22 protein-coding genes are annotated in these 25,552 nt (G+C 61.0%); 13 read left to right on the top strand and 9 right to left on the bottom strand.

The window, feature by feature from the left end; translation table 11 throughout:
- Window positions 1-22: 22 nt before the first annotated feature.
- The 7 genes from I6L33_RS15730 to I6L33_RS15760 all read right to left on the bottom strand — a co-directional run bounded on the left by I6L33_RS15730 (window position 23) and on the right by I6L33_RS15760 (window position 11,984).
- Complete coding sequence (locus tag I6L33_RS15730; RefSeq protein ID WP_201971735.1) at window positions 23-4,864, bottom strand: NAD-glutamate dehydrogenase; 4,842 nt, start codon at window positions 4,862-4,864, stop codon at window positions 23-25.
- Between the two features lie 278 nt (window positions 4,865-5,142).
- A complete protein-coding gene (locus I6L33_RS15735; RefSeq protein WP_005300804.1) occupies window positions 5,143-5,364 on the bottom strand; it encodes a DUF2835 domain-containing protein in 222 nt (73 codons plus the stop codon).
- Between the two features lie 71 nt (window positions 5,365-5,435).
- Window positions 5,436-8,060 (bottom strand): aminopeptidase N, encoded by a 2,625-nt coding sequence (gene pepN / locus I6L33_RS15740; protein WP_216972886.1) that lies wholly within the window; start codon window positions 8,058-8,060, stop codon window positions 5,436-5,438.
- Window positions 8,061-8,193: 133 nt separating this feature from the next.
- Window positions 8,194-10,209, bottom strand: a complete 2,016-nt coding sequence (gene prc, locus I6L33_RS15745; protein ID WP_017780109.1) for a carboxy terminal-processing peptidase — start codon at window positions 10,207-10,209, stop codon at window positions 8,194-8,196.
- Window positions 10,210-10,217: 8 nt separating this feature from the next.
- Entirely contained in the window at window positions 10,218-10,856 is a 639-nt protein-coding gene (gene proQ, locus I6L33_RS15750) for an RNA chaperone ProQ (RefSeq protein ID WP_024941807.1), read from the bottom strand.
- A 101-nt stretch (window positions 10,857-10,957) separates the two neighbouring features.
- Entirely contained in the window at window positions 10,958-11,416 is a 459-nt protein-coding gene (locus tag I6L33_RS15755) for a GAF domain-containing protein (protein ID WP_005300791.1), read from the bottom strand.
- Window positions 11,417-11,525: 109 nt separating this feature from the next.
- On the bottom strand, window positions 11,526-11,984 hold the full coding sequence (locus I6L33_RS15760; protein ID WP_010634019.1) for a hypothetical protein: 459 nt from the start codon (window positions 11,982-11,984) through the stop codon (window positions 11,526-11,528).
- Window positions 11,985-12,267: 283 nt separating this feature from the next.
- On the opposite strand from I6L33_RS15760, the gene ccoN reads away from it, so the two are divergent.
- The 11 genes from ccoN to ttcA all read left to right on the top strand — a co-directional run bounded on the left by ccoN (window position 12,268) and on the right by ttcA (window position 22,471).
- Window positions 12,268-13,692, top strand: coding sequence for a cytochrome-c oxidase, cbb3-type subunit I (gene ccoN, locus I6L33_RS15765; protein ID WP_005300785.1), 1,425 nt, complete (start codon window positions 12,268-12,270; stop codon window positions 13,690-13,692).
- Window positions 13,693-13,708: 16 nt separating this feature from the next.
- On the top strand, window positions 13,709-14,323 hold the full coding sequence (gene ccoO, locus I6L33_RS15770) for a cytochrome-c oxidase, cbb3-type subunit II (RefSeq protein WP_005300783.1): 615 nt from the start codon (window positions 13,709-13,711) through the stop codon (window positions 14,321-14,323).
- Between the two features lie 12 nt (window positions 14,324-14,335).
- Window positions 14,336-14,515, top strand: a complete 180-nt coding sequence (locus I6L33_RS15775) for a CcoQ/FixQ family Cbb3-type cytochrome c oxidase assembly chaperone (protein ID WP_005300779.1) — start codon at window positions 14,336-14,338, stop codon at window positions 14,513-14,515.
- Entirely contained in the window at window positions 14,515-15,504 is a 990-nt protein-coding gene (gene ccoP / locus I6L33_RS15780) for a cytochrome-c oxidase, cbb3-type subunit III (protein WP_017780111.1), read from the top strand. Before I6L33_RS15775 ends, ccoP begins: the two co-directional genes overlap by 1 nt.
- A gap of 118 nt (window positions 15,505-15,622) precedes the next feature.
- Window positions 15,623-16,111: a FixH family protein gene (locus I6L33_RS15785; protein ID WP_010634020.1), complete on the top strand. Its 489-nt coding sequence runs from the start codon at window positions 15,623-15,625 to the stop codon at window positions 16,109-16,111.
- Window positions 16,112-16,203: 92 nt separating this feature from the next.
- The gene (locus I6L33_RS15790; RefSeq protein ID WP_025201744.1) at window positions 16,204-18,603 is read left to right on the top strand and encodes a heavy metal translocating P-type ATPase; all 2,400 of its coding nucleotides are present in this window, start codon (window positions 16,204-16,206) and stop codon (window positions 18,601-18,603) included.
- A 127-nt stretch (window positions 18,604-18,730) separates the two neighbouring features.
- Window positions 18,731-18,922, top strand: coding sequence for a cbb3-type cytochrome oxidase assembly protein CcoS (gene ccoS / locus I6L33_RS15795; RefSeq protein WP_211029592.1), 192 nt, complete (start codon window positions 18,731-18,733; stop codon window positions 18,920-18,922).
- Entirely contained in the window at window positions 18,906-19,592 is a 687-nt protein-coding gene (locus I6L33_RS15800) for a sulfite exporter TauE/SafE family protein (RefSeq protein ID WP_024945239.1), read from the top strand. Before ccoS ends, I6L33_RS15800 begins: the two co-directional genes overlap by 17 nt.
- 68 nt (window positions 19,593-19,660) lie before the next feature.
- Window positions 19,661-20,416 (top strand): FNR family transcription factor, encoded by a 756-nt coding sequence (locus tag I6L33_RS15805; protein WP_005300768.1) that lies wholly within the window; start codon window positions 19,661-19,663, stop codon window positions 20,414-20,416.
- A gap of 134 nt (window positions 20,417-20,550) precedes the next feature.
- Entirely contained in the window at window positions 20,551-21,495 is a 945-nt protein-coding gene (uspE, locus tag I6L33_RS15810; RefSeq protein ID WP_017764530.1) for a universal stress protein UspE, read from the top strand.
- A 67-nt stretch (window positions 21,496-21,562) separates the two neighbouring features.
- On the top strand, window positions 21,563-22,471 hold the full coding sequence (ttcA, locus tag I6L33_RS15815; protein WP_005300763.1) for a tRNA 2-thiocytidine(32) synthetase TtcA: 909 nt from the start codon (window positions 21,563-21,565) through the stop codon (window positions 22,469-22,471).
- A gap of 83 nt (window positions 22,472-22,554) precedes the next feature.
- Here ttcA and I6L33_RS15820 read toward each other — a convergent pair whose 3' ends face one another.
- Complete coding sequence (locus tag I6L33_RS15820; protein ID WP_117403757.1) at window positions 22,555-23,229, bottom strand: DUF2987 domain-containing protein; 675 nt, start codon at window positions 23,227-23,229, stop codon at window positions 22,555-22,557.
- Window positions 23,230-23,289: 60 nt separating this feature from the next.
- Entirely contained in the window at window positions 23,290-24,027 is a 738-nt protein-coding gene (locus tag I6L33_RS15825; RefSeq protein WP_026141063.1) for a hypothetical protein, read from the bottom strand.
- A gap of 267 nt (window positions 24,028-24,294) precedes the next feature.
- Between I6L33_RS15825 and I6L33_RS15830 the strand changes: the two genes are divergently transcribed.
- Window positions 24,295-24,912, top strand: a complete 618-nt coding sequence (locus I6L33_RS15830) for a glutathione S-transferase family protein (protein WP_117403759.1) — start codon at window positions 24,295-24,297, stop codon at window positions 24,910-24,912.
- A gap of 205 nt (window positions 24,913-25,117) precedes the next feature.
- The gene (gene rbsD / locus I6L33_RS15835; protein ID WP_117403761.1) at window positions 25,118-25,537 is read left to right on the top strand and encodes a D-ribose pyranase; all 420 of its coding nucleotides are present in this window, start codon (window positions 25,118-25,120) and stop codon (window positions 25,535-25,537) included.
- Window positions 25,538-25,552: the final 15 nt, after the last annotated feature.

Below are 25,552 nucleotides of genomic sequence, written 5' to 3' on the forward strand. Positions count from 1 at the left end.
CAACTGGCCGGGGCTTTTGGGGTTATGCCGAGGTTCGGCAATTCAACTGGAGCAGGTTCAACTCTCGCAAGGCCACCGAGAACTTGGCGAACTCGTGAGTGCTGGTGGTCTTGAAGTCGGCCAACATGTGGGTCCAACGGGACAAGAGTTGCTCATGCTCCGAAATCCAGTCGGCCAGTATGGTAGCGCATTCTCCCTGATCTTTGCACCCTTCCAGTACAACGGAAGTGAGACTGCGTTGCTGCCAGTCCAGATCTTCGCGGAAGGAGGCCCGCGCCATCGCCTGCCAGTGGTTGCCCACCGGTTGATGATTGATCTGATCGAGGAACCAGTGCAGATCCAGCTTGGCGCCGAGGCGATAGTAGACGTTGGCGGCGCGCAGGATGTCGGTCTTGTGCTCCGCGGCAATCTGCGCCAGATCCAGGCTGGAGAAGAGGCTGCTCATGTGGGCCACCTGACGGGCGATGGCTTGTGGCACCTGCTTGGCCACCAGGGCGGCGACCGCCTGCTGGTGCTCGGCTACTTCGCTCTCGTCCATCACCTCGTAGAGGTGCTGACCCAGCGTCTCGAAGGCCGGACGGAAGAAGGCGATGTTCTCGCTGATGCTCCAGCTGCGGTTGCGGGCGCGCAGGAACCAGCGGGTGGCACGGCGCACGATGCGACGGCTGTAGAACATCAGTTCGAGCTGGGTCTGGGCATCCACCAGGTTGTCACACCCTTCGATGTCGCGCCACAGCTGGTTGAGGCCAAACACCTCGCGCGCCATGGCGAAGCAGCAAGCCACTTCCGCCACCGAGGCACCGGTCTCGTCCTTCATCCGGCTGGCGAAGTTGAGCCCCATGTCGTTGACCAGCATGTTGGCCACCCGGGTCGCGATGATCTCGCCGCGCAGCGGATGCTGGGCAAGCGCCGCCCCGAACTGCTGCTGCAGCTTGGCCGGGAAGCTGGTCACCAGCATGTTGGCGAGGAAGGGCTCGTCGGTCACTTCCGGGCAGTTGAGCTGCTCTTTGAGCACCATCTTGCCGTAGGCCACCAGCACCGCCAGCTCGGGTCGGGTCAACCCCTGCCCTGCCGCCATCCGCTCGGAGAGCTCCTCGTCGGAGGGCAGGAACTCGAGGCCACGGTCTAGCTTGCCTTCCCGCTCCAGCCCCTGAATGAAGCGCTGCTGCTCCTTGAGCTGCTCGGCGCCGCGGAAGCTGGTCACCGAGATAGACTGGGACTGGCGATAGGCGTTGGTGATGACAATCTGCGCCACATCGTCGGTCATCTCGTAGAGCATCTGGTTGCGCTGCTTGAGGGTCAGATCGCCAGCCGCCACCAGCTGGTTCAGCAGGATCTTGATGTTCACCTCGTTGTCGGAGCAATCCACCCCGCCCACGTTGTCGGTGAAGTCGGTGTTGATGCGACCACCCTGGCTGGCGTACTCCACCCGGCCGAGCTGGGTGAAGCCGAGGTTGCCGCCCTCACCCACGATGCGGGCCCGCAGATCGCGACCGTTGACCCGCAGCACATCGTTGCTGCGATCGCCCACTTCGGCATCGCTCTCGCGGGCACTCTTCACATAGGTGCCGATGCCGCCGTTCCACAGCAGATCGACGTTCAGGCAGAGCAGCGCCTTGATCAGCTCGTTCGGGGCCATGCTGGCCTTGTCGGTGCCGAGCAGGGTCTGCATCTCGGGGCTCAGCTTGATGGACTTGGCCGAGCGCAGGAAGATGCCGCCCCCTGCCGAGATCAGTTCCCGGTTGTAGTCATCCCAGCTTGAGCCTGGCAGCTCGAACAGGCGCTTGCGCTCGACGAAGCTCTTGGCCGCATTGGGGGTCGGATCGACGAAGATGTGCATGTGGTTGAAGGCGCCCACCAGCTGGGTGTGCTCGGAGAGCAGCATGCCGTTGCCAAACACGTCCCCCGCCATGTCACCGATGCCGACGCAGGTGAAGTCGGTGGTCTGGCAGTTGACGCCGATCTCACGGAAGTGGCGCTTGACCGACTCCCAGGCGCCACGGGCGGTAATGCCCATCTTCTTGTGGTCATAACCGACCGAGCCGCCGGAGGCAAAGGCATCGCCCAGCCAGTGGCCGTATTCGAGGCTTATCTCGTTGGCGATGTCGGAGAAGGTCGCAGTGCCCTTGTCGGCGGCCACTACCAGGTAGTAGTCATCCTCGTCGTGACGCACCACGGATTTGGGCGGGATCACCTCACCACCGATGATGTTGTCGGTCACGTCCAGCAGGCCACGGATGAACAGGCGATAGCAAGCCTTGCCCTCCTCTTGGATGACGGCACGGGGCGCCCCCGCCGGCATCTGTTTGCAGTAGAAACCGCCTTTGGCTCCCACCGGCACGATGACGGTATTCTTCACCTGCTGGGCTTTTACCAGACCCAACACTTCGGTACGGAAGTCCTCCTTGCGATCGGACCAGCGCAGACCGCCACGGGCTACCTTGCCCCAGCGCAGGTGCACCCCTTCCACCCGCGGCGAGTAGACGAAAATCTCGAACTTCGGCAGCGGCAACGGCATGTCGGTGATGCTGGAGGGGGCCAGCTTGAAGGAGACGTAGGGCTTGATGTTGCCCGCCTTGTCCAGCTGGTAGTAGTTGGTGCGCAGGGTGGCGTCGATCATCTCCACATAGCGGCGGATGATGCGATCGTCGTCCAGGTTGGCAACCTGATCGAGCTTGGCGGCGAGCTGCTCGTGCAGCTTGGCCTGTACCTTGGCGTCCTGCTTGCCGGCCGGATCCAGGCGCTGTTCGAACAGGGTGAACAGCAGCTGGGCGATATCCGGGTAGCGGGTCAGGGTCTCTTCGATATAGGACTGGCTGAAGGAGACGCCGGTCTGACGCATGTATTTGGCATAGGCGCGCAGCACGGATACCTGACGACCGGTGAGGCCGGCGCCCAGCACCAGCCGGTTGAAGCCGTCATCTTCCAGTTGCTTGTTCCAGATGGCCGCGAAGGCCTGCTGGAAGCGCTGCTGGCTCTGCTCCAGATCGAACGGCTGCTCCCCATGCAGCAGCATGGAGAAGTCGAGGATCCAGAAGATGTCGCCCGCCGGGGTGCGCACCTGATACGGGGTTTCGCCGATGACCCGCAGCCCCATGTTTTCCAGCATGGGCAGCACATCGGAGAGGTGGATGGGTTCGGTGCGGTGGAACAGTTTGAGGCGGACCCGGCGATCGTTCTCTTCCTCCTGGGCGCGGTAGAACAGCATGCCGAGCGGATTGGCCTCGCTCAGGTTGTCCAGCTCCATGATGTCGGCCACGGCGGAACCCGGCAGCACGTCTTCCTTGTAGGCGCGGGGGAAGGCGGTGCTGAAACGGCGGCGCAGTTCGTTACCACGGGCTTCACCGTAGTGAGAGAGCAGCACGGAGTCCAGACGGTCATCCCAGCTGCGGGCCGCTTCAATCAGGTTGTTCTGTACTTCGTTCACATCCACATCCACGTTGTTGTTGTTGACCCGCACTATGTAGTGGGTCCGTGCCAGCACGCCCTCGGTGAAGTAGACGTTGAACTCCACCTCTTCGTTGCTGCCGAAATACTTCTGCAGGATCTGCTGGGTCTTGACCCGCAGCGCCGTGTTGTAGCGCTCCTTGGTGACATAGACCATGCAGGAGAAGAAGCGGCCGTAGACGTCGCGGCGCACGAACAGGCGCAGCATGTCGCGCTCCTGCATCTCCAGCACCCCGAGACCGGTGGCCAGCAGCTCCTCTTCGCGAGCCTGGATCAGCTCATCGCGCGGGTAGGTTTCCAGTACGTTCAGCAGCGCCTTGTAGGCATGGGAACCCTTCTCGTGACCGGAGGCGGCCATGATGCGCTCGAGGCGGTGGCTGATGAGCGGGATCTGGGTCGCGCTGGTGTTGTAGATGGAGGAGGCATAGAGGCCGATGAAGCGATCTTCGCCTACCACCTTGCCATGCTCGTCGAAGCGCTTGATGCCGATGTAGTCCACATAAGCCGGGCGGTGCACCCGTGATTTGCTGTTGGACTTGGTGAGGATCAACAAAGAGGAGCTCAGGGCTGCGTGACGGGCACTGGCCGGCATGGTGCCCAGGCGCTGCCCCTCATCCTTGATGGAGTTCTTCATCAGACCCAGGCTCGAATCCGGTTGCGGCAGGATCTCGTGATCCCCCTCCACCGCCTTGACGTCGTAGCGACGATAGCCCATCAGGGTGAAGTTGTGAGCGGCCACCCATTTGAGGAAGGCGACGCAGGAGTCCACCTCGGCCTTGCTGACCGGGTGTTTGCGTTTGGGCAGCTCGTCGATGATCTCGTTCAGGCGTGCCAGCATGGGCTGCCAGTCACCGACCGCCAGGGCCACTTCACCGGCGACGGAGTTGAGCTCGGCGGTCAGCCCTTCCATCTGCTCCTCACTGGTGAGGTGATCGATTTCGATGAGGAAGGCAGTCTCGACGGAAGTCTGTTCGGCCGTGTTGTCCAGATCCAGAATGGCGCTGATCTTGCCTTCACTGCCGCGAATGAGGTGCAGCGGCTGGTGCAGCATCATGTGCGCCGTGATGCCCCGGCGCTTGAGCGCCATGCGGATGGAATCCACCAGGAAGGGGGAGTCCTGCAGGATGATTTCGACGATGGTATGGGGAGACTGCCAGCCGTGGCGGGTCAGCTCGGGATTGTAGACCCGGATATAGGGCTCTGTGCTGGTGCGCTGGTTGAGCGCATTCCACAGGCTGAGCGCGGCGCCATAGAGATCGCTGTCATTGCGATCGTGCAGATCGGTGCTCGCCATGTTGCCGTAGAACTTGGCGACGAAGCACTCGACTAGGGAGGCACTCTTCTTGGGCAACTTCTGATGGATCAGGCTGAGAACGTTTTCGAGCAGAACTGAGGTAGGGGCGTCTTTCAATGCCATTTCTATATTCCTTATCGGACGACATTAACCACCGACACAGAGACATCCACCCTGGATGCCCACCGGTACAGAGTTGCTGCGAAGTGTAATGTCTTGGATCAAGGAAGGCGAGCAAAGGTGATAATGAGTTGTTAAAAACAAGGGGCAGATCACGCCTTAAGCTGTGAAAAATTTTGCCGTTCTGGCAAAAAACAGAAAATCCCACTGGATGGTTACGGATTTACCGGATAGATAGTGACTGAAAGCAGTGAATTACGCGGAAATATGTTCGAGTTTTGTTAATTTATGCGTTCGAGGCTGATAAAGCGGTAATCGTCCTGGGTTTTGAGGCGAAAGTAGCCATGTACCCCGCTGATGGCGACGAAGGGCCGGATTTTCTCAATGCCCAGTTCCAGGGTCAGCCCCTGCTCGCTGCGCACCACCAGCCGTTTGGCATGGCCCTGGTACATCAGCATGACCTCGTCATGGCTAAGTGAAAGGCGAAAGGTAAACTGCTTCACGATGACTCCTCTGGTCGTGGTTGAAGACTCACGGTAAAAGGGCGGGAGATGACTCCCCCGCCCGCTCGTGCTTACTGCTGCAGCGCCTTGCTCACCTTCTCGAACAGATCCCGCGCCAGCCCCTCGAGGTTGGCCAGACGGGTCAGCTCGGTGCGGATCAGCGCCTTGCGCCCCTCATCGAGCCGCTTGAACTGGATGAGCGGAGTGATGAGGCGGGATGCCACCTGCGGATTGACCTCGTTGAGCTCGATCAGCAGATCGGTCAGGAAGCGGTAGCCGCGACCATCGCGCGCATGGAACTGCACCTGGTTGTTCATGGCAAAGCTGCCCACCAGCGCCCGCAGCCGGTTCGGGTTGCGAATGCTGAAGGTGGGGTGCGCCATCGCCTGCTTCACCTCTTCCAGCACGTCTTCCGCCGGCTTGGCACCCACCAGCCGCAGCCAGTTGTCCAGCACCAGTCCGTCCTTGGCCCACTTGCCCTCAAAGTCGGCCAAGAGCTCGGCACGGCACGGCAACAGGTGGCTGTTGGCCACCTGCAGTGCCGCCAGGGTGTCGGTCATGTTGTCGGCGGCCGCATATTGCTGGCGCACCAGCAGATCGGCACTGCCGGCGTCGAGGGCCGCCAGATAGCCCAGCACGACGCCCTTGAGCGCCCGCTTGGCCATGTCGGCGTGCACCACCTGATAAGCCGGCAGGCGCAAACTCTCGTAGCAGGCCACCAGACGGGCCCCGAAGGCCTGGGCCAGCGAGGTCTGGATCTCGTTGCGTACCTGATGGATGGCATCGACATCGGCCACCTCGAACAGCTCGGCCAGGGTCGCCTCACCCGGCAACGCCAGGATCTCCGCCTTGAGGGCAGGGTCGAGCCCCTCGTCGTCGAGGATGGCGACAAAGGCCGCCAGCAGGGTCCGGGAGACATCAACCCCCTGCCCTTGCTGAGTCCGGGCCACGCCGTCGATCACCGCCTTGTTGATCAGCATCTGCGCCGCATCCCAACGGGCAAACTCGTTACGGGCATGGCGCATCAGGAAGGCCAATGCCTCGTCGCTGTAGTCAAAATGCAGTTTGACCGGCGCCGAGAAGTCCCGCAACAGGGAGGGCACCGGCTTGACCGATACCTTGTCGAACACGAAGGTCTGCTGTGCTTCCAGCACGTCCAGCACGTTGCCGATGGCCTTGCCCTGGTACTGCAGCGGGATGACGGCCCCCTGCTCATCATAGAGTTCGATGTCGAGGGGGATATGCAGCGGCAGTTTCTGCGGCTGATCCTGGGTCGGCGGGGTGTGCTGGCTCACGTGCAGGCGATAGACGCCGCTGTCGGCATCGTACTCGTCGGTCACGGTGAGCTCGGGAGTGCCGGACTGGCTGTACCAGCGGCGGAAGCGGCCGAGATCCACCCCGGAGGCATCTTCCATCGCCTGCACGAAGTCATCACAGGTAACGGCCTGACCGTCAAAGCGCTCGAAATAGAGGCGCATGCCCGCCTGGAAGGCATCCTCACCCAGCAGGGTGTGCAGCATGCGGATCACTTCCGAGCCCTTCTCGTAAACGGTCAGGGTGTAGAAGTTGTTCATCTCGATCACCACATCCGGGCGGATGGGGTGGGCCATGGGGCCGGCATCCTCGGCAAACTGCGGGCCGCGCACGGTGCGCACGTTGTTGATGCGATTGACCCCGCGCGAACCCAGATCGGAGGAGAACTCCTGATCCCGGAACACCGTCAGCCCCTCTTTCAGGCTGAGCTGGAACCAGTCGCGGCAAGTGACGCGGTTGCCGGTCCAGTTGTGGAAGTATTCGTGGCCGATCACCCGCTCGATGCCGTGGTAGTCGCTGTCGGTGGCGGTAGCCGGGTTGGCCAGCACGAACTTGGAGTTGAAGATGTTGAGCCCCTTGTTCTCCATGGCGCCCATGTTGAAGAAGTCCACCGCCACGATCATGTAGATGTCGAGGTCATACTCGAGGCCGAAGCGCTGCTCGTCCCAGCGCATGGAGTTGATGAGGCTCTCCATGGCGAAACCGGCGCGGTCCAGGTTGCCCTTGTCGACGAAGATCTCGAGGGCTACCTTGCGGCCGCTCTTGGTGGTGTAGTGGCTGCGCTCCACGTCGAAGTCCCCGGCCACCAGCGCAAACAGGTAACTCGGCTTGGGGAAGGGATCCTGCCACTGCACGAAGTGGCGACCGTCACCCAGATCGCCGCTGTCAACCTTGTTGCCGTTGGAGAGCAGGAAAGGATACTTGGCCTTGTCGGCGGTGATGCGGGTGCTGTAGCGGGCCAGAATGTCGGGCCTGTCCATGTAATAGGTGATGCGTCGAAAGCCCTCCGCCTCGCACTGGGTGCAGTAGGCATCGCCGGACTTGTAGAGCCCTTCCAGCGCGGTGTTGGCGGCCGGGTTGATGTCGGTGACTATGGTCAGCACGCATTCTGCCGGCAGGTTGAACAGGGTCAGGCTGCTCTCCCCCTGCTCGTACTGGCTAAAGGCAACTCCGTCCACGCTGATGGCGTGCAGGACCAGCCCTTCGCCATCCAGCACCAGCGGCTCCTTGTGGTCGCCGTTGCGACGCAGCCGCGAGATGGCGGTGACCCGGGTCTGCGGCTCCTGCAGCTGGAAATCGAGGTCGATGCTGTCGCACCAGTAGAGCGGCGCCTGGTAATCCTGGCGATATTTGGCCGTCATGGCCTGGGAGTGATCGGTCATTATTGTTTGCTTCCACGCTTGTTATTGACGTGTCAGAGGCTGTCATAACCGGTTGGCAGGGTCAAATAGTTTGCATTCAGGTAAAGGAAAGGGCGACCTAAGTCGCCCTTGTTGATTAATTGGCTGTCCCTGTTCAGCCGCGTTTGCTGAGCTTGGCCAGATCCGCCGTGATGTTGGCAGCCTCGACCAGATACTCGTCGGGTGCCTCAAAATCGGCAGGCAGATCGTCCAGGCTCTTCACCGTCGGCTTGCCCAGGCGAGTCAGGCGTTCGTTGGCGCGCTTGAGCGCCTTCTCGTCCTGCTTGGCCTGATCCGCCAGACGCTCCGCCTCGTTCAAGGAGACCGACTTCTTGTCTTTCTCCTCCTTGTACTCGGCGATGTCCTGCATCACGTAGGCAAACTCCGGATCCTTGTTGATCCGCGCCTCGTGGGCCGCCTGCAGCTTGGGCAGCAAGCTGGCAAAGTTGCCGAGCTTGTCGTACTTGGCCGACGCTATCTTGTCCCACGGCAGGGCGTTGAACTCGCGGCTCTCGCCCGTCTCTTCCGGTGCCACCGCGGTGGGGAAGCTGATGTCCGGGGCGACGCCCTTGTTCTGGGTGCTGCCACCGTTGATCCGGTAGAACTTGGCGATGGTGTACTGCACGTGACCCAGCGGCTGCTCGTAGAAGTCATAGACCTTGGCGAGGCTGCGATGCTGCTGCACCGTGCCCTTGCCAAACGAGTTCTCGCCGAGGATCAGGGCGCGGCCGTAATCCTGCATGGCAGCGGCGAAGATCTCGGAGGCCGAGGCGCTGTAGCGGTCGATCATCACCGACATGGGGCCGCCGTAGTAGACGTTGCCGTCGTCATCACCGTTGACGGTGATGCGGCCCATGTGATCCCGGATCTGCACCACCGGGCCGCTCGCGAAGAACAGGCCGCTCAAGGCAGAGGCCTCGGTCAGCGCACCGCCGCCGTTGCCGCGCAGATCGACGATCAGCCCCTCGATCTTCTGCTTGTTGAGGCTGGAGAGCTCCTTGATCACGTCGTCGTGCAGGTTGACGTAGAAGCTCGGGATCTCGAGCACACCGATCTTCTTGCCCTCGGCGGTGATCACCTTGGACTTGGCGGCCCTGTCTTCCAGACGCACCTTGTCACGTACCAGCTCGATCTGCTCGGTCTTGGCGCTGGCGCCCTTACCGCGCTGGATCTCCAGCTTCACCTTGCTGCCCTTGGGCCCCTTGATGAGCTCGACCACGTCATCGAGACGCCAGCCGATCACGTCGACAATCTTGCCGTCGTCCTGCCCTACCCCGACGATCTTGTCGTCCGGTTTCAGGTGGTTGGACTTGGCAGCAGGGCCGCCGGGCACCAGGGAGCGAATGACGGTGAAGTCATCTTCGGCCTGCAGCACGGCCCCAATCCCCTCCAGCGAGAGGTTCATCTCGGTGTTGAAACGATCGGCGCTGCGCGGAGACAGATAGCTGGTGTGCGGCTCAATGGCGCGAGCGAAGGAGTTCATGAAGAGCTGGAATACATCCTCGCTCTCGGTCTGGGACATCCGCTTGATGGCGTTGTTGTAACGCTTGCCGAGCAGCTCCTTGATCTCGGGCCACTCCTTGCCGCTGAGCTTGAGGCTCAAGGCATCGAACTTGACCCGCTGGCGCCACAACTCGTTGAGTTCGGCCTCGTCTTTCGGCCAGGCCGCCCCTTCCCGATCAAACACGTAGTTGTCGGGCTGGGTAAAATCGAAAGGAGTATCGAGCAGTTTGAGGGCGTATTCGAACCGCTCATAACGCCGCTGCTGACTCAGGTTGAACATCTCGTAAGCCGGTGCCAGCCGCCCTCTTTCGAGGTCGGTGTCAAAGCCGGTACGGTACTTTTCAAAACGGCTGATGTCAGAGGCCAGAAACAGGTTGCGGCTGTAATCCAGATTCTCCAGATACTTGTCAAAGATCACGGAGGAAAAGGCATCGTCCAGCTTGAACTGCTTGTAATGCGAGCGGGTAAACAGATTGGCAATTCGCTTGCTAGCCGTAGCATGTTGGCTCTCCTGAGCCAACACAGGCAAATCACTTTCCTTGAGCACCGGCTCGATGGCCTGTGCAAGCCCGGCAAGCGCCAGGCTACAGGCAACGAGGGAAAAACGAATTACGCCATGCTTCAACATTTGTCTCCTTAGAGAACCAGGTGCTCGAATTTGACCCGCAGCATCATGCCGGTCTGCAATTGAACCTGAACGTCATCCTTGGTCACTTCCTTGATGGTGGCCGGTACCGGCGACTTGCCCAGCACCACGCGCACACCCTGCTCTACTTTCAGGGTAGCGGCATCCACCTTGACCAACGGGGCCTCGTCAGCAACCGGAGCAGCCTTGGGAGCGGCTTTCGGCTTGCTGGACTTGGTGGCGGCATCGGCCTTGCGCGGAGCAGGACGACGCGGCTGCTTGGCCTTCTCTTCTTTATTGTTGGTACGACGGCTGGCAAAGACGCGCTCTTTGCTCTCCTTCAGGGCTTGCTTGGCGTGCTCGATGTGCTCTTCGGTGAGCAGCTCGCCCGGGTTGCCGTCCAGATCGACACGGGCCTGGCCGGCCTTGAGGCCATGCAGGTAACGCCAGCTGGAGGTGTATTGACGCAGAGCGGAGCGCAGCATGGTCTTGGAGACTCTGGCGTCGTCAGCAAGACGCTCGGCCAAATCCTGGAAGATGCCAATCTTGAGCGGCTTGGCCTCTCCTTCAGCAATGAAGCAGGCCGGGAATTTCTCGACCAGGTAGGCAACGATCTCTTTACTGTTCTTCAGCTTCTCAGTGTTTTCCATGTATAACCTTGGCTTTCATATAAACGCGCGGGCACGCCCGAGCACAACAAAGGCCCCATTATAGAGAGCTTGGGGCCTTTTGCGAACCATCAAGCAATGACTTAGAGCATGCTTTCCAAAATTTGCACCGTTTCTTCGAGGCCAATCCGGTCCTGCTCGTCAAAGCGGTTAAAGATTGGACTATCGATATCCAGTACGCCAATGATCTCGCCACGCCGACGCAGCGGGATCACGATTTCGGCATTGCTGGCACCGTCGCAGGCGATATGCCCCTCAAACTGGTGCACATCGTCGATGAGCTGGGTCTTGCCCTCGGCCACCGCCGTGCCGCATACCCCGCGCCCGACCGGAATGCGTACGCAGGCCGGCTTGCCCTGGAACGGGCCGAGCACCAGGGTCTCCCCCTGCAACAGGTAAAAGCCGACCCAGTTGATGTCGGTCAGCTCCTGATTGAGCAGGGCGGACAGGTTGGCCAGGTTGGCGATGAGATCCGGCTCTCCCTCCAGCAATGCCTGGGCCTGCTGGTTGAGCGTGCGATAAAATGCTTGTTTTTCAATCATGATTAAATGAACTTCACTCCCTGACAATCAGTGCAAGGTAACGCCCTGCCTGAAAAATTCAAATCAATTTTCACCTTGCCCCCTCCTTTTGCACCTCAGAAGGAGGCTCTCAGCGGGCGACGGAGAGCGCCAGTTGCTGGCGCTGGCCATTGCTCCACTCGATATTGAGCAGCCAGACCATCATCGGCGAGGTGCAGGATCCCACCAGGGTCGTCCCTTGCCAGCCCTGGGCTGTGGCCTCAAAAGTGACCGGAATGGTCCCCATGAACATGTCCCGCCCCTCCAGCCACGCCTTCACCGGCGTGACGGCCGGATCGCCGCCCTGAAGCTGTATCACGAAGTCACGTTCGGCCTGTACCGGCAGCGAGGCGATGCGGGCGGTCAGCGGCTTATTCCCCGCCTGCAGAGGGCATGAGCTGTGGGACAGATCACAAATCTGATCTTTTTCCGAGCTTGCCATCGCCGTCTGCGCGCCATCGAACCAGGTTCGATAGGCAACCAAACCGAGCAAAATAGTCAACACGATCGCCAAATGGATAATTTTGCGTGAAGTGAGTCTCTCTTTCATGAAAAAACAACCTTGTAAGATGTCTGAAAAATGACATTTTCGTGATCTCGCGCAAGGTAAATAATTGAACAGGCGAGACCCAACGGAGCCAAATATATCACTGTTTATACTGTTATTTTACCTGTCAGTTCAGTATCATTCCCATTGAATTTTCATTTAGCTACTTTTTGCTTTTCCTTTTATTAACAGTTGTTAACAAGAGAAAAGGCAGTAGCCAATGAAGTCGGTCCACCTCACTGGACACAAAATCAAACAACAGCAGCATCGGAAGCGGAATACAACGATGAGCCATACAACTAACCATCCTGAGTACAACTACACCGTTGTTCGCCAGTTCACCGTTATGACGATTGTCTGGGGAATTGTCGGCATGTCGGTTGGCGTACTGATTGCAGCCCAGTTGATCTGGCCTGCCCTCAACTTTGATACTCCCTGGCTGACTTACAGTCGCCTTCGCCCTCTGCACACCAACGCGGTCATCTTCGCATTTGGCTGTAGCGCCCTGATGGCGACCTCCTTCTATGTGGTGCAACGCACCTGTCAAACCCGACTGTTTGGTGGCCCGCTGGCGACCTTCGTGTTCTGGGGCTGGCAGGCCATCATCCTTTCTGCCGCCATTTCGCTGCCGCTGGGATACACCACCTCCAAGGAGTACGCAGAGCTGGAATGGCCGATTGATATCGCCATCACCATCGTCTGGGTCGCCTATGCCGTGGTCTTTTTCGGCACCCTGGTCAAGCGCACCACCTCCCACATCTATGTGGCGAACTGGTTCTTCGGTGCCTTCATCATCACGGTGGCCGTGCTGCACATAGTCAACAACATGGAAGTGCCGCTTTCGGGCATGAAGTCCTACTCCATGTACTCCGGCGCCATGGATGCCATGGTGCAGTGGTGGTATGGCCACAACGCGGTAGGCTTCCTGCTGACTGCCGGCTTCCTCGGCATGATGTACTACTTCGTACCGAAACAGGCGGGTCGTCCGGTCTACTCCTACCGTCTCTCCATCGTCCACTTCTGGGCGCTGATCTCCCTCTACATCTGGGCCGGTCCGCACCACCTGCACTATACCGCCCTGCCTGACTGGGCACAGTCCCTCGGCATGGTAATGTCCCTGATCCTGTTCGTCCCCTCCTGGGGCGGCATGATCAACGGCATCATGACCCTTTCCGGTGCCTGGCACAAACTGCGTTACGACCCCATCCTGCGCTTCCTGATCGTGTCCCTGTCGTTCTACGGCATGTCCACCTTCGAAGGCCCCATGATGGCGATCAAGACCGTCAACGCCCTCTCCCACTACACCGACTGGACAATCGGTCACGTCCACTCCGGCGCGCTGGGCTGGGTTGCCATGGTCTCCATCGGTGCCGTGTATCACCTGATCCCGAACCTGTTCGGCCAGGGCCGCATGTACAGCATCAAGCTCATCAACGTCCACTTCTGGCTGGCAACCGTGGGTACCGTGCTCTACATCGTCGCCATGTGGATTTCCGGTGTGATGCAGGGTCTGATGTGGCGTGCGGTCAACGACGACGGCACCCTGACCTACAGCTTCGTAGAAGCGCTGCAGGCCTCTTATCCCTTCTACTTCGTGCGCTTCCTGGGTGGCTGCTTCTTTGTCACCGGCATGTTGCTGATGGCCTACAACGCCTATCGCACCATCACTGCGCCCAAAGGTTCCCTGGAACCTGTCGCACAGCCAGCATGATTGAAGAGGTCAAAGCATGAGCAACAATAACCGTCACGAGATCTTTGAAAAGAGCGTTCCCATGCTGGTGGTCGGCATCATATTTGCCATCAGCCTGGGGGGCCTGGTGGAAATCACCCCGCTGTTCTTCCAGAAGCAGACCACTGAGCCGGTCGAGGGCCTCAAGCCCTACACCGCCCTGCAGATGGAAGGGCGCGACATCTTCATCCGCGAAGGCTGCACCGTCTGCCACAGCCAGATGATCCGTCCGTTCCGCGCCGAAACCGAGCGTTACGGCCACTACTCGGTCGCCGGTGAGAGCGTGTGGGAGCACCCCTTCCTGTGGGGCTCCAAGCGTACCGGTCCGGATCTGGCCCGGGTTGGCGGTCGTTATTCCGACGACTGGCACCGTGCCCACCTGATCAACCCGCGCGACGTGGTGCCCGAGTCCAACATGCCTGCCTTCCCCTGGCTCGACACCAACGTGTTGACCGGTGAGCTGACCGGCAAGAAGCTGGCCCTGTTCCGCGATCACTTCGGCGTACCCTACACGGATGCCGACATTCAAGGGGCCGGTGAGGCCGTGAAGGGCAAGACCGAGCTGGATGCGCTGGTAGCCTATCTGCAATCACTGGGTCATGCCCTGAAATAAAGGAGTCAGGATATGGATTACGGCACTTTTCGCGGCCTGTATACCCTGCTGTTGATGGCCATCATGATCGGCATCATCGTCTGGGCCTACAGCAAACGCCGCAAGACCTCCTTCGACGAGGCTGCCAATCTGGTATTTGCCGACGACGAGCAACCCAGTGCTGATAACAAGAACGCAGGAGCGAAACAATAATGAGCACTTTGTTTAGCATTTTTGTGACCGTCATCAGTCTGGGGACCATCCTCGGCTGCTTCTTGCTGCTGGTATGGTGCCTGCGCGACAAGATGGGCGTGGAAGAGGGCAAGTCCATGGGGCACGCCTTCGACGGTATCGAAGAGATCAACAACCCGTTGCCAAAGTGGTGGACCTACATGTTCCTCTTCTTCATCGTCACCGGTCTGGTCTATCTGATTGCCTTCCCGGGCCTTGGCAACTTCAAGGGCGTACTGGGCTGGCAGAGCTCCAACCAGGACATACGCTCGCTGGCCGAGTCCAAGGCAGCGGCAGCCTCCGCCAAGGCTGAAGGGCGTGCGGTGGAATACGATCGCGAGCTCGTCAAGGCTGACGAGATCTACGGCGCCAAGTTCCGTGAGCTGGCCTATCAGGCCGATGGCAAGACCTATCGCGCCATCGAGGAGATCGCCGCCGATCCGGAAGCCCGCAAGGTGGGTCAGCGTCTGTTCCTGCAAAACTGCTCCCAGTGCCACGGCTCCGATGCCCGCGGCGGTCGCGGTTTCCCGAACCTGACCGACAGCGAATGGCAGTGGGGCGGCGCGCCCGACCAGATCAAGACCACCATCATGGGCGGTCGTCAGGGCGTGATGGCAGCCTGGGGCGAGATCCTCGGCAAGGACGGGGTCCGCGAAGTGGCCTCCTACGTGCTGAGTCTCTCCGGTCGCAAGGTGGACATGGTGGAAGCCAAGAAGGGTGAAGCGCGCTTCACCATCTGCGCCGCCTGCCACGGTCCGGACGCCAAGGGCGGCATCGCCTTCGGGGCACCGGATCTCACCAACAACACCTGGCTCTACGGCGGTTCCCGTCAGGTGGTTGAGCAGACCATCACCCACGGTCGTCACGGCGTGATGCCGGCCTGGAAGGATATTCTGGGTGAAGACAAGGTGCACTTGCTCGCCTCCTACGTTTACAGCTTGTCCCACAACGACCAGCAAAATAAGCAGTAACATGTGATAAACACGTGATTACTCAGCAAAAAGCCTCGACTCTTCGAGGCTTTTTGTTATCTTGTGTTGACTGAAATTCCTCTGTTTCGTTAACCACTGGTTTCACGGTAGTAGCACTATGTCCCAACCTTGGTATCGCCAATTCTGGCCCTGGTTCATCATCGCCCTCCCGACCGCAGCCGTGATCGGCAGCATCAGCACGGCGATCATCGCCAGCAAGGATGGCGTCAATCTGGTGGCCGAAGACTATTACAAGCAAGGCAAAGAGATTAATCAGGATCTCAGCAAGTTTGATCGCGCCGACGCCCTCAACATCCACATCGCGCTGGAGGTCAACGGCAACGAGCTGACCCTCAAGCCGCTGTCGGGGGATATCCCGGCCGGCCAGGCGCTCTACCTCTCCCTGTTTCACCCCACCCTCGCCGGCATGGACAGCGAGCACATGGTGACCGCCGACGGCAACGGCGTCTATCGCCTGCTGCTCGACAAACCGCTCACCGGCAAGTGGCACGTGCGGGTGGATGCCTTCAACCACGAATGGCGGCTGCAAGAGACTGTCCAGCTCCCCACCAAGGCCCCCGTCGAACTCGATCCCAAAGGGCGCTGAGTCATGAGCCGTCCTGTTCACCATGACACGCCGGCAGCAACCGGCGCTTCACTGTTTCTGCCGACAGGCCGGGTAGCCTGCGGCCAGCTGTCATGAGCGGCTGCTTTCACTGTGGTGAGCCGGTCCCCGCCGGCAGCCGCTATGCCCTCGAGATAAAGGGCATAGTCCAACCCATGTGCTGCCCCGGTTGTCAGGCGGTAGCGGAAACCATTCTGGAGTGCGGCCTGGCCAGCTACTACGAGCACCGCACCGCCCCCGGCACCAAGGGCGAGCTGGTGCCCGAGGAGCTCGCCGCCCTCACCCACTACGATCTGGCCGAAGTGCAGCAGGATTTCGTCACCGACAGCGCCACCGGCAGCCACAAGGTGCGCGAGATCCAGCTGACGGTGGAAGGCTTGACCTGCGCCGCCTGTGCTTGGCTCATCGAACGCCATCTGGGCAACCTTGCCGGGCTGCACTACATCAACGTCAACACCACCACCCACAGGGCCCGCATCAAGTGGGATCCGGACCGGCTCTCGTTGAGCGACATCCTCAAGGGCTTTGCCAAGATTGGCTATCGCGCCTATCCCTTCCAGACTCACCAGCAGGAAGCGCTCTACGCCAAAGAGGTGCGCAGCTACATGTTCCGGCTGGCACTGGCGGGGCTCGGCTCCATGCAGGTGATGATGTGTGCGGTGGCGCTCTACATGGATCTCTTCATCAGTGTCGAAGAGGAGTTCATGGTCTACTTCAAGTGGATAAGTCTGCTGCTCTCTACCCCCATCATGATCTACTCGGCCCAGCCCTTCTACGTGGGCGCCTGGCGCAGCCTCAGGCAGGGGCACCTCTCCATGGACGTGTCGGTGTCGCTGGCGCTGATCGGTGCCTTCGTCGCCTCCATGTGGGCCACCGTGTTCAACACCGGCGAGGTCTATTACGACTCCATCACCATGTTCGTCTTCTTCCTGCTGCTGGGGCGCTTCCTCGAGCTGCGGGCCAGACGCAAGGCATCCGAGTCGAGCTCCAACCTGGCGCGGCTGGTGCCCATCATGGCCACCCGGCTCGATGAGGATGGCGAACACGAGGTGGCGGCCAAGACGCTGCAGGTTGGCGATCGGGTGCGAGTGCTGGCGGGGGCCACCTTGCCGGCGGACGGCATCATCCTGCTTGGGCAGGCCAGTCTCAACGAATCCATGCTGACCGGCGAACAGCTGCCACTGCTCAAGCAGGCGGGAGATGCCGTCTACGCCGGCACCATCAACACCGACGCCCCATTGGAGATCCGGGTCAGTCATCGTATCGAAGAATCGCGCCTAGCCCAGATCATGCGGCTGCAGGATCACGCGCTGGACGACAAACCGGCCATCGCCCAGATGGCGGATGTGCTCTCCCGCCATTTCATTCTGGTGCTGCTGTTCATCGCCGCTGGCGTATGGACCTTCTGGCACTTCCATCAGCCGGAGCAGGCCTTCTGGGTCACCCTGGCGGTGCTGGTCGCCACCTGCCCCTGCGCCCTGTCGCTGGCCACTCCCACCGCGCTCACCTCGGCCACCGCCCGCCTGACCCGTGCCGGCATCCTGCTGCGCCGCGGCCACGTGCTGGACGTGCTGACCCGGGCCAACCGCATCGTGATGGACAAGACCGGCACCCTGACCACGGGCAACATCAGCCTGACCAGCACGGAGGCCCTGGGCAATCTCGACGAGGCGCGCTGCCTTGCCATCGCCCGCGCCCTGGAGGCCTATTCCGAACACCCCATCGCCCGCGCCTTTCGCAGCAACGCCGCAGACGACGCCGTGCTGCTGGCGGCCAGCAAGGTGACCCCCGTCATCGGACACGGTATCGAGGGGGTGATCGAGGGACGTCACTATCGCCTCGGCAGTGCCCGCTGGCTCGGCATCAGCGATGCCCAAGAAACACAAGCGGACGGGCTGGTCATCTATCTGGCCGACGAGGATCGGGCGCTCGCCCGTTTCCTGCTGACCGACACCCTGCGCCCGGATGCGAAAGCGCTGATCCAGGCCTTCAAGGCGGCCGGCCTCAAGACCACCATTCTCACCGGCGACAGCTCGGCCCAGGCCGACGAGGTGGCCCGCGAACTGGGGGTCGACGAGCTGGTCAAGGGCGTCACCCCGGATGGCAAGCTGGCCTATCTCAAGGAGCACGAAGCCCGCGGCGACATCAGCATCATGGTGGGAGATGGCATCAACGACGCCCCTGTGCTGGCCGGCGCTCATGCCTCCTTCGCCATGGCCGGCGGCACCGATCTGGCCAAGAACAGCGCCGACGCCATCTTGCTGGCCGACGATCTCTCCCGCCTGCTGGATGCCCGCGCCCTGGCGCTGCGCACCCGCAAGATCATCAAGGAGAACTTCGCCTGGTCCATCGGTTACAACCTGCTGGTGCTGCCGCTGGCGGCGAGCGGCTGGCTGCCCCCCTATGTGGCGGCGGCGGGCATGTCGCTGAGCTCCCTCATCGTGGTCACCAACTCCATGCGGCTCAACCGCTGAGCCGTGGCCACAGGGACAGACAGGGTGAAGGGAGCGGGCTCCGGTCAGGTTCCCTTCACCATCGAATCGACGGGTCTGCGGCCACCAACGGGTGTACCATGACCCCTTTCATTGCAAGGCTTGCTGCATGAACATCATCTTCGTCCTCATCCCCATCGCCATCCTCTTCGTCATCATCGCCGGCGCCGTCTTCTTCTGGGCCATTCGTTCCGAGCAGTTTGAAGATCTCGACCGCCAGGGTTCCAATATCCTGTTCGATGAAGAGCAACCCGCCCCCAAACACGTCGAACACGAGCACAAAAATGACGGCCACCCTTGATCTGCTGGGCGCCCTGCTGGTGGGACTGGCTGGCGCCGGCCACTGCATCGGCATGTGCGGCGGTGTCTCAGCCGCCCTCTCCATGGCCATTCCTGCCGAGAAGCAGCACTTCTGGGGTCGGCTCGGTTACCTGCTCAACTACAACCTCGGCCGGATCTTGAGCTATGTGATTGCCGGCGCCCTGGTCGGGGGCTTGCTGGCCACCACCAGTGAGCTCGGCGCGGGCAAGCACGCCATTGCCGGCCTGCGGCTGGTAGCGGCCTTCCTGATGATTGCCCTCGGGCTCTATCTCGCCGGCTGGTGGCAGGGGGTGTTGCTGCTCGAGCGCATTGGCGCCAGGTTGTGGCCCCGCCTCAAGCCGCTGGCGGGCAAGTTCATCCCCTTCACTTCGGCCTGGCAGGCACTGCCGTTTGGCATGGTGTGGGGCTGGCTCCCCTGCGGATTGGTCTACTCCATGCTGACCTGGAGCGCAGCGGCGGGATCCGCTGGCGGTGGAGCGCTGATCATGCTCTTTTTCGGCCTCGGCACCCTGCCGACCCTGTTTGCGCTGGGAGGGCTGGCGGATCGGCTGCGCTACTGGCTGACCCTTCGCAGTTTGCGCCTTGGCGGGGCCCTGCTGCTCATCGCATACGGGCTGCATACCCTCTGGATCGGGATTGCATCCTTTTGAAACCCTATCCAAAACGGATGAGTTGATGGTAAACTTGTTTGATATAAATCAATTATTCGTATGAGCCTATGATCCCGGAAAAGAAACCTGGCAGACGTATTCAGAGCGGTGGCTGTGCAATTCATTGCCAGGATTGCAGCATCAGCCAGCTCTGCATTCCCTTCACTCTGAACGACAACGAGCTCGATCAGCTGGACAGCATCATTGAGCGCAAGAAGCCGATCCAGAAGGGTGAAGAGTTGTTCAAGGCCGGCGACGAGCTCAAATCGCTCTATGCCATCCGTTCCGGGACCATCAAGTCATACACCATCACCGAGCAGGGTGACGAGCAGATCACCGCCTTCCACCTGGCTGGCGATCTGGTCGGCTTTGACGCCATCCACAAACAGGCGCACCCCTCCTTCGCCCAGGCGCTGGAAACCGCCATGGTGTGCGAGATCCCGTTCGACGTGCTTGACGATCTCTCCGGCAAGATGCCGAAGCTGCGTCAGCAGATCATGCGGCTGATGAGCAACGAGATCATGGGCGACCAGGAGATGATCCTGCTGCTCTCCAAGAAGAATGCAGAAGAGCGCCTCGCTGCCTTCCTGCACAACCTGTCGGTGCGCTTCTCCGAGCGTGGTTTCTCCGCCAAGGAGTTCCGCCTCTCCATGACCCGCGGCGACATCGGCAACTACCTCGGCCTCACCGTCGAGACCATCAGCCGTCTGCTGGGCCGTTTCCAGAAGTCAGGCCTCATCAGCGTCAAGGGCAAGTACATTACCGTGCTGGATCACGTCGCCCTCGGCGTCATGGCCGGTGCGACCCGCCCCCCCTGCGGCTAAGCCTCCTCTCTCCGGTGCCGGATCGGTTTACCCCGAAATTTGATCCGGCACACGTCCCCCCTTCTCCTCCTGAGCTAAGCTGTAATGGCTAAAGGTCTGCCATCATTGGTATTTTTGCCAAGGAGGAGGAGAACATGGTCAAGTACCGAAAAATCCTGGTGGTCATCAACCCGGAAGAAGAGCGGCAAATCGCCCTCGAACGTGCGGTCAAGGTCGCCGAGCTGGACGAAGGGGCGCAGCTGACCCTGTTACTCACCATTTACGACTTCTCGTATGAAATGACCGCCATGCTGTCGGTGGATGAGCGGGAAGAGATGCGCCACGGGGTCATTTCCCAGCGCCGTGAGTGGCTCGACGACATACTCAAACCCTACCGTGCCCGTGGGTTGGACTGCGAGATCAAGGTGGTCTGGCACAACCGTCCCTTCGAATGCATCATTCAGGAAGTGCTGGAGCAGCGCCACGATCTGGTGGTCAAGGCCACTCACCACCACTCCTTCCTGCAAACCTTCATCTTCACCCCCACCGACTGGCACCTGCTGCGCAAGTGCCCCTGCCCCGTGCTGCTGGTGAAAGAGGGGCATTGGCAGCGGGGCGGTAACATCATCGCCGCCATCAATTGCTCCAGCGACGATCAGGATCAGAAGCTGCTCAACGAGCGGATCACCGAAGAGGGGATCGCCATCGCCGAGCTGCTCGGCTCCAACCTCTATCTGGTCAACACCTACCCGGGTACCCCGGTCAACGTGGCCATCGAGCTGCCGGAGTTTGACCCCAACGCCTATAACGACGCCATTCGCAAACACCACGAGAGCCTGCTGCTGAGCCACGCCGACAAATACGGCATCGGCCATCTCTGGACCCGGGTGGCGGAAGGCCTGCCCGAAGAGGTGCTGCCCGATCTCGCCGGCGAGCTGCAGGCTACCCTGATGATCATGGGGTGCGTCGGTCGCACCGGGCTCTCCGCCGCCCTGCTTGGCAACACCGCCGAACACGTGGTGGATCGCCTCGCCTGCGACATGCTGATCCTCAAGCCCGCCGATTACAGCTGCCCGGTCGATAGCCGCCGTCCAGCATAAGCCTTTCTTGCCCTCCCCCGGGACATGGCTATAATAAGCCGCTTATTTTTGTCCCGGGTTTCAGGTCATGCTAGAAGAGCTTAACGCCAAAGAAAAATACAGTTTCAACAAACTGCAGAAGCGCCTGCGGCGCAACGTAGGTCAGGCCATCGCCGACTTCAACATGATTGAAGAGGGTGACAAGGTCATGGTGTGCCTGTCCGGCGGCAAGGACAGCTTCGCCATGCTCGACATCCTGATGAGCCTGAAGGCCAGCGCCCCCATCCACTTCGATCTGGTGGCGGTCAACCTGGATCAGAAGCAGCCCGGCTTCCCCGAGCACGTGCTGCCCGAATACCTGAGCACCCTCGGCATCGACTTCAAGATCGTCGAAGAAGATACCTACGCCATCGTCAAGGAGAAGGTGCCGGAGGGCAAGACCACCTGTGCCCTCTGCTCCCGCCTGCGCCGCGGCATTCTCTACCGCACCGCCCAGGAGCTGGGTTGCACCAAGATTGCCCTTGGCCACCACCGCGATGACATCCTCGAGACCCTGTTCCTCAACATGTTCTACGGCGGCAAGCTCAAGTCCATGCCGCCCAAGCTGGTGAGCGACGATGGCAAGAACGTGGTGATCCGCCCGCTCGCCTACTGCAAGGAGAAGGACCTGGTGCGCTATGCCGAGGTCAAGGCCTTCCCCATCATCCCGTGCAACCTGTGTGGCTCCCAGGAGAACCTGCAGCGCCAGGCCATCAAGCAGATGATGCAGGAGTGGGATCGCCGCTTCCCGGGTCGTCTCGAGACCATGTTCACCGCCATTCAGGACGTGATCCCGAGCCACCTGCTCGATCACAAGCTGTTTGACTTCAAGAGCATCAACCGCGACTCCGGCATCATCGACGGCGGCGACAAGGCGTTTGATCCGCCCGAACTGCCCAAGGCACCGCTGCTGGACATCGACGAGATGGACATGCTGGACGTGATTGAGGTGCGCTAAGCCCTCACCATCACCAATGAAAAAAGGAGCGCCTGGCGCTCCTTTTTTATTTTTATGCCGGCCAGCTGGCAGACCGGGACCCATCAGCCCTTGTGCAGCCAGGGGGTCAGCCGCAGGATCTCCCCCTGCAACTGCAGCTTGCCCTCGGCAAACTCCGCCAGCTGGGCGTTGCTCAGCAGCAGTTCTCCCTCCTGCCAGGGCAGTGGCAGCTGGCGAGCACCGTCGATGAGGTAGGCGGTGCCGCTTGGCTGCACCAGGCTGACCCTCACCCCCGTCATCTCGGGCAGGAAATATTTGCCGACCATGCCGGCCAGCTTCTCCAGCAGGCTCTGCATGTCGTGCTGGCGCCCCGTCAGCTCGCTCACCTTGAGTTGCCACTGGCTGTCTGCCGGCGGCGGCACATCCGCCATCACCTGCACCGACAGATCGCAAGCTGCATGAGGCTCGGTGAGCCCCACCACCACGCTTGCCTTGTCGAGATTCAAGTCATCGTCATAGGGCAGCCGCAATTCGCTGTCGATGGTCACCTCGGCCGCCACGTCCCGATCCAGGGTCGAGACCCGGGCCGAGGTGAGCAGGCAGCGCCGGCCATTTTGCTGATCGGTCAGATAAAAACCCAGCCTGGCGTGACCAAACTCCCCTTTGGCGAAGGTCTTCATCTGGCTGTAGAAAGTGCCGTACTGCAGCTCAAGGGAAGGCTGCGCCACTGCCAGCATGGGCGCCATCAGCAGCGCGGCCATCCCGTATCGATTGTTCATATGCCATCCTTTTGCATCACGCTCAGTGCGGGCGACGACCGTCTGTGTCCGCCCACCGACTCATGCGTTGAAATGATCGGGGCCCTGGCTCACCTCGGTCACTTCGACCGCCACCCCGCACAGATCCCGGTAGAGGATCCCCTTGCAGTTGAAATAGAGCGGCGCCACCCAGATAAGCCCCAGCCCCATGGGGATCAACGCCAGGAAGAAGAGCGCCATCATGACCCCGTGCAGCAACACTATGCTGGGCCAGCCGCGGGCAAACAGCTTGAGGGAGACCAGGATGGCCTGCGCCGGCGACAGACCGCGCTCCAGCACCAGCGGCACGGTAAACACCAGCCCCATGCCGATCAGGGCCGACGGAATGAAGGCCAGCATCACCGGCAGCCCCACCAGCTCGAACAGCGGGCCGAACAGGCTGGTGATGAGGCTGCCGAGCAGGCTCAGGCTGCCAAGGCGCAGGAAGTGGCGAAAGAAGTCGAACACCTGGCTCGGCCGGGCACGCACCCCCACCGACTGTTGCAACCCCAGCATGTCGAGGGAAGAGGTCATGGGCGACATGATGACAGTGATGAGCAGGCTCAGCACCAGGGCCACGTCCATTCCCCCTTCCTGATTGACATAGGGGGCGAGCAGGGTGTTGCTCAACAGTATCCAGATAGCCGTTACCCCGACGATGGCCAGCAGCAGGCCGAACCCGGTGCGCCGCGTCTGTTGCCAGCTCTCCTGCAATACCCCCTTGAGGTCGAGACGATATCCCTGGCTCAGGGACTGTTCGAGGGAACCACCTATCCGCATTTTGTTACTCAATTGACTATCCAACATCCGAAAAACTGCTATTCAGGGAGCACATTATAGCGATTTGACCCGGTATGCGTAGCCGTTTTTCCCGCGTGCCTGCGCTCAAAAAGCCTTTGATTTCATCAGCCCCCATAGTCCAGGCCAGGATCCCTCCTTGGCCGACGGCAACCGGGGGCGTAGGATGCCAGACGACAGTGCGGATTTTTTTGCGCGCCCCGCCCCACCCGGGACAACAGGGGACACGCGCTTCACAAGGAGATGTTCATGTCTGATTTGACCCTCTATCTCGCACCCGGCACCTGCGCCATGGCCGTGCGTATCGCCCTCACCGAAGCCGGAGCCCCTCACGTTGTCAAGCGGCTGGATCTGGCGGCCGGCGAGCAGCGCTCCCCCGCCTATCTGGCCATCAACCCCAAGGGGCGGGTCCCGGCTCTTGTCTCCGAGCACGGTGTGCTCACCGAAACCCCGGCCTTGCTGCTTTATGTAGCGCAGCGTTTTCCCAATGCCGGGCTGGCGCCGCTGGACGACCCCTTCCTGCTGGCCAGGATGCAGGAGGTGCACGGTTTTCTCGCCGCCACCGTGCACGTCGCCCACGCCCACGGCCGGCGTGGTAGCCGCTGGGCCGATGACCCGCAGGCCATCGCCGCCATGCAGGCCAAGGTGCCGCACAACATGCGCGAGGGCTTTGCCGAGATAGAGCGCCACTATCTGGCCGGCCCCTGGGTACTGGGGGAGCGGTTCAGCCTGGCCGACATCTACCTGTTCGTGGTGGCGAGCTGGCTCGAGGGCGACGGGGTGGCCATCAGCGACTTTCCCAAGGTCGCGGATCACTATCGGCGCATGCTGGCACGCCCCGGCGTGCAACAAGGGCTCGCCCTCTAATTCCTCTCGTTGCGGGTGCCAGTGCTCTTCTGGCACCTTTTTTCCCCGCTTCCCCCTCGCCATTGAGATCGTTTTCACATTTCTGCCATCTCCTGGTGGATCCAGAACGCCTGAACGCCTATCTTCCACCTCATGACGCAACCGGTTGCGTAACCGGTTGCCTAGCTAACATCAGATACGCGGGCATAGCCTGCCGAGGTGCTGTATGAAACGAGGCGTACTGCTCAATGCTCCCCTGAGTGCCCTGGTGGCAAGGATGGGCCACACCGACGAGATCACCGTCTGCGATGCGGGCCTGCCCATTCCGGCGGGCCCCGAGCGCATCGATCTGGCGTTGATGGCGGGGACGCCGAGCCTTGGCACCGTGCTGACCGCCCTGCTCACCGACCTGGTGGTGGAGAAGGTGATCATGGCGAGCGAGATCAAGCAGATCAGTCCCGCCGCCCATCAGGCGCTGGTGGATCAGCTGGAGGCGCACGCCGCTGCCCAGGGCAAGCCCATCACCATCGAATACTGCCTGCACGAGGCGTTCAAGGCTCGCTCCCACCAGAGCAAGGCCATCGTGCGCAGCGGCGAAGTGACCCCCTACGCCAACCTCATTCTCTGCGCCGGCGTGGCGTTTTAAGCCTTTTCAAGGAAT

Origin of the sequence: Aeromonas sp. FDAARGOS 1403 (assembly GCF_019047325.1) — a bacterium.
Classification (GTDB): Bacteria; Pseudomonadota; Gammaproteobacteria; order Enterobacterales; family Aeromonadaceae; genus Aeromonas; species Aeromonas dhakensis.

What these genes read in the sequence shown, in the direction of transcription:
- I6L33_RS15730 (WP_201971735.1), bottom strand. Translation starts at nt 4,864, where the DNA reads ATGGCATTGAAAGACGCCCCTACCTCAGTTCTGCTCGAAAACGTTCTC.
- pepN (WP_216972886.1), bottom strand. Translation starts at nt 8,060, where the DNA reads ATGACCGATCACTCCCAGGCCATGACGGCCAAATATCGCCAGGATTAC.
- prc (WP_017780109.1), bottom strand. Translation starts at nt 10,209, where the DNA reads ATGTTGAAGCATGGCGTAATTCGTTTTTCCCTCGTTGCCTGTAGCCTG.
- proQ (WP_024941807.1), bottom strand. Translation starts at nt 10,856, where the DNA reads ATGGAAAACACTGAGAAGCTGAAGAACAGTAAAGAGATCGTTGCCTAC.
- I6L33_RS15755 (WP_005300791.1), bottom strand. Translation starts at nt 11,416, where the DNA reads ATGATTGAAAAACAAGCATTTTATCGCACGCTCAACCAGCAGGCCCAG.
- I6L33_RS15760 (WP_010634019.1), bottom strand. Translation starts at nt 11,984, where the DNA reads ATGAAAGAGAGACTCACTTCACGCAAAATTATCCATTTGGCGATCGTG.
- ccoN (WP_005300785.1), top strand. Translation starts at nt 12,268, where the DNA reads ATGAGCCATACAACTAACCATCCTGAGTACAACTACACCGTTGTTCGC.
- ccoO (WP_005300783.1), top strand. Translation starts at nt 13,709, where the DNA reads ATGAGCAACAATAACCGTCACGAGATCTTTGAAAAGAGCGTTCCCATG.
- I6L33_RS15775 (WP_005300779.1), top strand. Translation starts at nt 14,336, where the DNA reads ATGGATTACGGCACTTTTCGCGGCCTGTATACCCTGCTGTTGATGGCC.
- ccoP (WP_017780111.1), top strand. Translation starts at nt 14,515, where the DNA reads ATGAGCACTTTGTTTAGCATTTTTGTGACCGTCATCAGTCTGGGGACC.
- I6L33_RS15785 (WP_010634020.1), top strand. Translation starts at nt 15,623, where the DNA reads ATGTCCCAACCTTGGTATCGCCAATTCTGGCCCTGGTTCATCATCGCC.
- I6L33_RS15790 (WP_025201744.1), top strand. Translation starts at nt 16,204, where the DNA reads ATGAGCGGCTGCTTTCACTGTGGTGAGCCGGTCCCCGCCGGCAGCCGC.
- ccoS (WP_211029592.1), top strand. Translation starts at nt 18,731, where the DNA reads ATGAACATCATCTTCGTCCTCATCCCCATCGCCATCCTCTTCGTCATC.
- I6L33_RS15800 (WP_024945239.1), top strand. Translation starts at nt 18,906, where the DNA reads ATGACGGCCACCCTTGATCTGCTGGGCGCCCTGCTGGTGGGACTGGCT.
- I6L33_RS15805 (WP_005300768.1), top strand. Translation starts at nt 19,661, where the DNA reads ATGATCCCGGAAAAGAAACCTGGCAGACGTATTCAGAGCGGTGGCTGT.
- uspE (WP_017764530.1), top strand. Translation starts at nt 20,551, where the DNA reads ATGGTCAAGTACCGAAAAATCCTGGTGGTCATCAACCCGGAAGAAGAG.
- ttcA (WP_005300763.1), top strand. Translation starts at nt 21,563, where the DNA reads ATGCTAGAAGAGCTTAACGCCAAAGAAAAATACAGTTTCAACAAACTG.
- I6L33_RS15820 (WP_117403757.1), bottom strand. Translation starts at nt 23,229, where the DNA reads ATGAACAATCGATACGGGATGGCCGCGCTGCTGATGGCGCCCATGCTG.
- I6L33_RS15825 (WP_026141063.1), bottom strand. Translation starts at nt 24,027, where the DNA reads ATGCGGATAGGTGGTTCCCTCGAACAGTCCCTGAGCCAGGGATATCGT.
- I6L33_RS15830 (WP_117403759.1), top strand. Translation starts at nt 24,295, where the DNA reads ATGTCTGATTTGACCCTCTATCTCGCACCCGGCACCTGCGCCATGGCC.
- rbsD (WP_117403761.1), top strand. Translation starts at nt 25,118, where the DNA reads ATGAAACGAGGCGTACTGCTCAATGCTCCCCTGAGTGCCCTGGTGGCA.